This is a genomic window from Roseomonas sp. TAS13 (assembly GCF_001950415.1).
Classification (GTDB): Bacteria; Pseudomonadota; Alphaproteobacteria; order Acetobacterales; family Acetobacteraceae; genus Roseomonas; species Roseomonas mucosa.
Genome location: NZ_BDLP01000235.1, coordinates 1 through 6,896 on the forward strand (window position 1 = coordinate 1; position 6,896 = coordinate 6,896).

The 6,896-nt window shown below is 70.6% G+C and carries 9 protein-coding genes and 1 pseudogene; 4 read left to right on the forward strand and 6 right to left on the reverse strand.

All coding sequences use genetic code 11. The features are described 5' to 3' along the window. The 3 genes and pseudogenes from ROTAS13_RS16510 to ROTAS13_RS16520 all read right to left on the reverse strand — a co-directional run. Positions 1 to 352, reverse strand: a pseudogene (locus ROTAS13_RS16510) (VWA domain-containing protein); the annotation flags it as partial. Further along, entirely contained in the window at positions 339 to 1,280 is a 942-nt protein-coding gene (locus ROTAS13_RS16515; protein ID WP_369699834.1) for a MoxR family ATPase, read from the reverse strand. The gene ROTAS13_RS16515 and the pseudogene ROTAS13_RS16510, both read right to left, overlap by 14 nt. A 28-nt stretch (positions 1,281 to 1,308) precedes the next feature. Next, positions 1,309 to 1,947, reverse strand: coding sequence for a carbon monoxide dehydrogenase subunit G (locus ROTAS13_RS16520; RefSeq protein WP_075822885.1), 639 nt, complete (start codon positions 1,945 to 1,947; stop codon positions 1,309 to 1,311). 222 nt (positions 1,948 to 2,169) lie between these two features. On the opposite strand from ROTAS13_RS16520, the gene ROTAS13_RS16525 reads away from it, so the two are divergent. Beyond that, positions 2,170 to 2,673, forward strand: a complete 504-nt coding sequence (locus ROTAS13_RS16525) for a DUF192 domain-containing protein (RefSeq protein WP_019459801.1) — start codon at positions 2,170 to 2,172, stop codon at positions 2,671 to 2,673. Positions 2,674 to 2,810: 137 nt separating this feature from the next. Further along, positions 2,811 to 3,146 carry a hypothetical protein gene (locus ROTAS13_RS16530; RefSeq protein ID WP_019459802.1) on the forward strand — a complete coding sequence of 112 codons (336 nt, stop codon included), beginning with the start codon at positions 2,811 to 2,813 and terminating at the stop codon, positions 3,144 to 3,146. A 31-nt stretch (positions 3,147 to 3,177) separates the two neighbouring features. Here the strand turns inward: ROTAS13_RS16530 and ROTAS13_RS16535 are convergent, their stop codons facing one another. Together ROTAS13_RS16535 and ROTAS13_RS16540 are read right to left on the reverse strand one after the other, a co-directional pair. Beyond that, positions 3,178 to 4,110, reverse strand: a complete 933-nt coding sequence (locus ROTAS13_RS16535; RefSeq protein WP_075822886.1) for an MBL fold metallo-hydrolase — start codon at positions 4,108 to 4,110, stop codon at positions 3,178 to 3,180. A 101-nt stretch (positions 4,111 to 4,211) separates the two neighbouring features. Further along, complete coding sequence (locus ROTAS13_RS16540; protein WP_019459804.1) at positions 4,212 to 5,069, reverse strand: ATP-binding protein; 858 nt, start codon at positions 5,067 to 5,069, stop codon at positions 4,212 to 4,214. A 129-nt stretch (positions 5,070 to 5,198) separates the two neighbouring features. Here ROTAS13_RS16540 and yajC point away from each other — a divergent pair, with 129 nt between their 5' ends. After that, positions 5,199 to 5,549 (forward strand): preprotein translocase subunit YajC, encoded by a 351-nt coding sequence (yajC, locus tag ROTAS13_RS16545; RefSeq protein ID WP_019459805.1) that lies wholly within the window; start codon positions 5,199 to 5,201, stop codon positions 5,547 to 5,549. 118 nt (positions 5,550 to 5,667) lie between these two features. Here yajC and ROTAS13_RS16550 read toward each other — a convergent pair whose 3' ends face one another. After that, positions 5,668 to 6,303 carry a superoxide dismutase gene (locus ROTAS13_RS16550; RefSeq protein ID WP_019459806.1) on the reverse strand — a complete coding sequence of 212 codons (636 nt, stop codon included), beginning with the start codon at positions 6,301 to 6,303 and terminating at the stop codon, positions 5,668 to 5,670. Between the two features lie 98 nt (positions 6,304 to 6,401). On the opposite strand from ROTAS13_RS16550, the gene ROTAS13_RS16555 reads away from it, so the two are divergent. Further along, a partial coding sequence (locus ROTAS13_RS16555) for a squalene/phytoene synthase family protein (RefSeq protein ID WP_253187700.1) occupies positions 6,402 to 6,896 on the forward strand: 495 nt, incomplete at its 3' end.

Sequence of the window (6,896 nt, forward strand, 5' to 3'; positions counted from 1 at the left end):
CGCGGTTCGCCGCCAGGGCCTCGGCCAGGCGCCGCGCGGCGGGCAGGCGCTCCGTGGCCTCGGTCCCGGCCTCCCCGCCGCCCAGGGGCAGGCCGGGGGCGCGCCACCAGAGGTCGAAGGCGCCGTCGAAGACCTCATGATGGTCATGGGCGTGCAGCAACGTGGCGCGCAACGCGGCGCGCACCGTGTCGCGCTCGGCGATCCCGGTGATGGACAGGGCCTCGGCGGCGGCGAGGCTTTCCGCCGGGCCGACGGGCAGGCCCGCCCGGCGCAGCAGCCGGGCGAAGCCGATCAGGTTGCCGGCGAATTCGGCACCGGAGGGCTCATCCTCGGCGGCTTCAGGCCTCGGCAACCTGCCGGGCCTCCGCCAGCAGCTGCGCCGCCTCCTCGCCGCGCAGCCGGGCGATGTCGTCCTGGTACTTCAGCAGGACGCCCAGCGTTTCCTCGACCAGGGCCGGTTCCAGCTCCCGTGCGCCCAGGGCGGCGAGGGCACGGGCCCAGTCGATGGTTTCCGCCACGCCGGGCAGCTTGAACCAGTCCGGACCGCGCCGCAGCGCCTGGACGAAACCTACGACCTCGCGCGACAGGCGCTCCGAGAGGCCGGGGGCGCGGGCCTCCAGGATCGCGCGCTCCCGCGCCGCGTCCGGGTAGTCCACCCAGTGGTAGAGGCAGCGGCGGCGGATGGCGTCATGCACCTCCCGCGTCCGGTTGGAGGTGATGATCACCACCGGCGGCACCTGAGCGCGGATCGTGCCCAGTTCCGGCACGGTGATCTGGTTGTCGGCCAGGATCTCCAGCAGGAAGGCCTCGAAGGGCTCGTCGGCGCGGTCCAGCTCGTCGATCAGCAGCACGGCGGGGCTGCCCTCCAGGGCGGAGAGCAGCGGGCGTTCCTGCAGGAAGCGGCGGTCGTAGAGGCCGCGCTCCAGCGCCGCCGCATCGTCCGCGCTGCCGGAGGCTTCCGCGAGGCGGATCGCCATGAGCTGCTTGGCGTGGTCCCACTCATAGGCCGCGGCGTTCAGGTCAAGCCCGTCATAGCATTGCAGCCGCACCAGCCGGCGCGGCAGCCGGGCAGCCAGGACCTTGGCGATCTCCGTCTTGCCGGTGCCGGGCTCCCCTTCCAGGAAGAGCGGGCGGCCCATCCGCAGGGCGAGATGCACCGAGGTCGCCAGGGCGGCGTCGGCCACATAGCCGCCTTCCGCCAGGAGCCGCCGCGTATCGGCCACGTCGCGTGGCCAGGAGGGGCTGCCGGGGATACCGGGGGGAGGGGTCTCGCCGTTCACGTCGCGGATGTCACGGTATGGGGAAGCCTCAGCCGAGGAAGATCAGCGCCATCATCAGGAGCCAGACGACCAGCCCGCCCCAGAAGATCATGCTCTGCCCCAGGAATTCGCGCGGCATCATGGCGCGTACAAGGGCCAGGCCGCTCACGGCGCTGTCTGCGGCCTTGGGAACGGGGGATTCGACAGGGGTGGCGGCGGCGCTGGCGGCCACTTCCTCCGGTTCCGGCACGCCGATATTGGCGGCGAAGCGGTCGAAGAACTGGTCGGCCATCTGCTTGGCGGTGCTGTCCACCAGCCGGGCGCCGAGCTGGGCCATCTTGCCGCCGACCTGCGCCTTCACGGCATAGCGCAGCAGGGTGACGGTGTCCGTCGCCTCCTCCAGCGTCACGTCGGCGCCGCCCTTGGCGAAGCCCATGGCGCCGCCATTGCCCTCGCCGGTGATGGTGTAGGATTCCGGGGCGTTGATGTTGGTCAGGTTGACCTTGCCGCTGAACTTCGCCGCCATGGGGCCGATACGTACCGCGACGCGGGCGGTGAAGCCGCCCTCCGGCGTCCGTTCCAGCGACTCGCAGCCGGGGATCGCGGCCTTCAGCGCCTCCGGGTCGTTCAGGGCGTCCCAGACCCTTTGGCGCGGCGCCTCGATCCGCCGTTCACCGGTCATTTCCATTTGGGCGTCTCCATCGCGGGAATCACTGCAGGTCGGAAGCTCGATCTCGGCACAGCCTAGGGGGAGGGTTCCGGAGGGGGAAGACCGGCGGGGAAAGTCCGGACGGAAGGGGATCGGGGCCGGATTTCGGGGGTCCGGCTCTTGGTGTAGAGCGGCAAGGCCGGCAATCTGTATTGTGGGATTTATTCCCACGATATCTTTCTGAGATGGAATGCAGACCCCATGGACCCGAAAGCGATGCGCCGCCGCCAGGTGACTTCCCTCCTCCTCGGCTCGCTGGCCGTGCTCCCGGCCCTGGCCGCGCGGCCGGCCAGGGCGCAGCAGGGGCCGCAGCCGCCGCTGCCGGCCGAGCCGCTGACGATCATCACCCGCGACGGCAAGCGCCATGTCTTCAACGTGGAGATGGCCACCGACACCGAGCAGCAGCGCATCGGGCTGATGTTCCGCCAGCGCGTGGCGCCGGATGGCGGGATGCTCTTCGACTGGGGGCGTCCGATGCAGAGCGGCATGTGGATGCGCAACACCGTCACATCGCTCGACATGGTCTTCATCAGGCAGGACGGCACCATCGACCGCATCGCCGAGCGCACGGTGCCGCGCAGCGAGGCGGTGATCCAGAGCAACGGCCCGGTCCGGGCGACGCTGGAACTGGCGGCCGGCACCGCCGAGCGCCTGGGCATCCGCGTGGGCGACAAGGTGGAGCAGCGCATCTTCGGCAACAGCTGAGATGGGGCCGGGGCGCAAACCTTTTCGCCCCGGCACCGTTGGCCCTGCAGAGCGGGCCTGCCCGCCGGAACCAGGGCCACCGCACCGGGACCCCAGGGGGGAACACGCGGCAGCCACGCCTGCAAGGAGACGCACGCTTGCGCCGGAACCTCGCCACATCCTTCGCTGTCCTGGGCCTGATGGCCGCGCCAATGCTGGCCCCGCCCACCTGGGCCCAAGGCTCCACCCCACGCGACACGTCGAACAGCGGCAGCAGCAGCGTGGGGAAGGGCAGCAGCAGCAGCCCGGCGGTGACGCCGCCCCGCAGCGGCTCCACCCCACGTGACAATTCCGGCAGCGGCAGCAGCGCGATCGGGCATGGCACCGCCCGGAGCCCGGCGGTGACGCCGGCCCAGCCCGGCGCGACGCCGCGCGACGAGTCGGGCAGCGGCTCCTCTGCCCGCGGCGGCCCGGGCACCGGCCCGGTGCGGTAGGACCGGTACGCCAGGCCCGCCACCCGCCAGGTCAGAGGGGCAGGAGCAGGGTCTCGCCGAAGGCGGGAACGCGGAAGGCGGTGTCCGGCAGGCCCGCGGCAGCGCGGGCGGCCTCCATGTCTCTCACCGGTGCATCGAAGGCCTCCCGCGTCAGGCGGAAGGTGCCGAAATGCATGGCCACGGCTGTCCCGATCCGGAGATCGGCACGGGCCTGGACGGCTTCCGCCGGGTCCATATGCACCACATGCATGAACCAGCGCGGCACGAAGGCGCCGATCGGAACCAGCCCGACGGCAAAAGGCCCCAGCCGGGCGCCGATCTCGACCAGATGCGAGCCATAGGCGGTGTCACCACAGAAGATCAATCGCCTGCCTTCCCGCGTCCGTACCGCGAAGCCACCCCAGAGCATCCGTCCGCCGTCGAAAGGCGTGCGGGCGGAGAAGTGCTTCATGGGCAGGTAGGTGGCCGTGGCCCCGTCCGGCAGTGGAGCCTCCTGCCACCAGTCCAGCTCCACCGCTCCGGGCATTCCTTTCCGCCCCAGGTAGGCGCCGTTTCCCAGTCCGGTGATGACCGGCACGGGGTGCAGGCGGCGCAAGGTCGGCAGATCCATGTGGTCATAGTGATTGTGGCTGAGCAGCACCGCATCAATCGGCGGCAGCCTTTCGAGCGGGATTGCCGGAGCGCGGACCCGCTTCGGCCCGGCGAAGGAGAAGGGGCTGCAACGCCTGCTCCAGACCGGGTCGGTCAGCAGGGTCGGACCGCCGGCGAAGCGCAGCAGAAAGCTGCTGTGGCCGATGAAGGTGATCGCCACATGGCCGGGCGGCGGCTCGGCCGGGGGCGGCTGCGGCGGGTCCTCGACCCATTCCGGCCAGGGCGGCCCGGCTGGTTCGCGCGACAAGCGCCAGAGGGCCCGCCGCGTCTGCCCGGGGCGTGTGCCGTCCGGGTTGAGGAAGCGCCCCTTCACCCGGACCGCTCCCTGGGGTGCCCCTCGGGGTACCTCTTGGGGTGTCCCCTGAAGCGGCGCGTCCCCGCGCGGGTCCTCCTGCGGGACATCCCCGGGCGCGGTCATGCCGGCAGGGCTTGCCCCAGGCGGCCGGCGAGGTCGGTGACGAACTGCCAGGCGACGCGGCCCGAGCGGCTGCCGCGCGTGACCTGCCATTCCTTGGCCCGGGCGTGCAGCTCCTCGCGTGGCAGGTCGAGGCCCAGCGCCTCGGCATAGCCCTCCACCATGGCCAGGAAGGTCGGCTGGTCGCAGTTGTGGAAGCCGATCCAAAGGCCGAAGCGGTCGGAAAGGCTGACCTTCTCCTCCACCGCCTCGGCGGGGTTGATCGCGGTGGAGCGCTCGTTTTCGATCATGTCGCGCGGCATCAGGTGCCGGCGGTTGGAAGTGGCGTAGAAGAGGACATTGGCCGGGCGCCCCTCAATGCCGCCGTCCAGCACGGATTTCAGCGCCTTGTAGTCCGCGTCCTCGCGCTCGAAGGACAGGTCGTCGCAGAAGACCAGGCAGCGGCGGGGCTGGGCGCGCAGGATGTTCAGCAGCTCCGGCAGGGTGCGGATGTCCTCCCGCTGGATTTCGATCAGCACGAGGCTGCCCGGCCTTTCCCGGTTGGCAGCGGCATGGGCGGCCTTGACCAGCGAGGACTTGCCCATGCCCCGGGCGCCCCAGAGCATGGCGTTGTTGGCAGGCAGGCCCCGGGCGAAGCGGCCGGTATTCTCCAGAAGCAGCGCCTTCTGCGCCTCGACGCCCTGGAGCAGGGAGGCATCGACCGCGGCCACGCTGGGCACGGGGGCGAGGCGCGGCTCGGGGGCGGGGTGCCAGACGAAGGCATCGGCGCCTTCCGGCGAAGGTGGGGCGGGAGAGGCGGGGGCCAGGCGCTCCAGCGCCTCGGCGATCCGGAGCAGGGCCGGCAGAAGTTCGGACACTTGGGCGGGACTCGTTTTTGCTGCGAAGGACAGTGATGATGGGGTCGGCCCGCAAGGATGGGTTGACGGGCGAGGGGCGAAGGCTAGGTTCCGCCCCCATCCATCGCAAGCCGGGAAACTCCAACCCTCATGCTCGTTTCCACCGCCTACGCGCAAGACATCGTCGGGAGTTCCGGCGCCGCCGGAATCGTGATGCAGCTCGCCCCGATGCTGCTGATCTTCGTGGTCTTCTACTTCCTGCTGATCCGCCCCCAGCAGCGCAAGGCCAAGGAGCACCGCAACATGCTGCAGTCGCTGAAGCGCAATGACCGCATCGTGACCGCGGGCGGCATCGTGGGCGTGATCACCAAGGTCAAGGAAGGTACGGACGAGGTGGAGGTCGAGATCGCCCCCAATGTCCGCGTCAACGTACTGCGCGGCACGATCGGCAGCGTGGTGCGGCCCACCGCGGCCAACGACACGGCCGTGGCCAAGGGCTGAGGCGGAAGCCACCGGGGGCCGGGCCTCCGGAGCGGACGCGAAAAAGGGGGAGCGCCAGCGATGGCGTTCCCCCTTTTCCTGTTTCCGGGCGGCGCCATCAGGGCCGCCCGGACGCGGGTCAGGCCGACTGGCCGGACTTCAGGCCCTTGTCCAGCAGGCTGGCGACGAATTCCCAGTTCACCAGCTTGTCGAGGAAGTTGGACAGGTAGTCCGGGCGGCGGTTGCGGAAGTCCAGGTAATAGGAGTGCTCCCAGACATCCACGCCGAGCAGGGGCGTGCCCTCGCCGGTGGAGATCGGGTTGGCGCCGTTCGGGGTCTTGGTGATCTTCAGCTTGCCCGAGGCATCCTGGATCAGCCAGGCCCAGCCGGAGCCGAACTGGCCGACGCCGGCCGCCTTGAAGTCGTCCTTGAACTTCTGCAGGCCGCCGAGGTCGCTGTCGACCTTCGTCTGCAGCGCGCCCGGCAGCTTGTCGCCGCCGCCATCGGGCGACATCACCTGCCAGAACAGGATGTGGTTCCAGTGCTGGCCGGCCTGGTTCAGCACGGGCTGGCTGTCGGCGCCGCCCTTGCCGGCCTGGGCGACGATCTCTTCCAGGCTCTTGCCGGCGAGGCCCTTGCTCTCGATGAGGCCGTTCAGGGCGGTGACATAGGCCTGGTGGTGCTTGCCGTGATGCAGCTCCAGCGTCTCCTGGCACATGCCGCGGGCGGCGAGCGCGCCGGGATCATAGGGCAGAGGCGGAAGGCTGAAGGCCATGAGAGGTCTCCCCAATGTTGAAACCGGCGGGAAGGTGGGCGGCTCCCCGTGAGGCGTCAACCTTGCGGGGCGGGCTTTGCGGCGCCAGAAGGCAGCCGATGGCTGAATTGTCGGAGATCGGCGCGATCGCGCGCCGCAGCGACCCCGATCGCTTCCTCTGCGCGCTCTTCGCGGCGCCGGAGCGGCGTGAGGCGCTGTTCACGCTGATCGCCTTCAACAACGAGCTGGCCCGGGCCCGGGAGGTTGTGAGCCAGCCGATGATGGCGCTGATCCGCCTGCAATGGTGGCGCGATTCGCTGGACGAGATGGCGGCAGGCCGGCCGGTGCGGCGGCACGAGGTGGCGGGGCCGCTGCACGCGCTGGTCACGGCCGGGGTGCTGGATGCGGCGGATCTCCAGGCGATGGTGGATGCGCGGGAGGCCGAGGCCGAGGAGATCGAGAGCCGGGGGGCCTTCGAGAGCTACCTGCGCGGCTCGGCCGGCGGATTCGCGGTGGCGGCTGGGCGGCTGCTGGGGGCGCCGCCGGCCCTGTTGCCGGCGCTGCAATCGGCCTGTCTCTTGATCACATCTACGCACAGCTCCACCGTAAGGCGA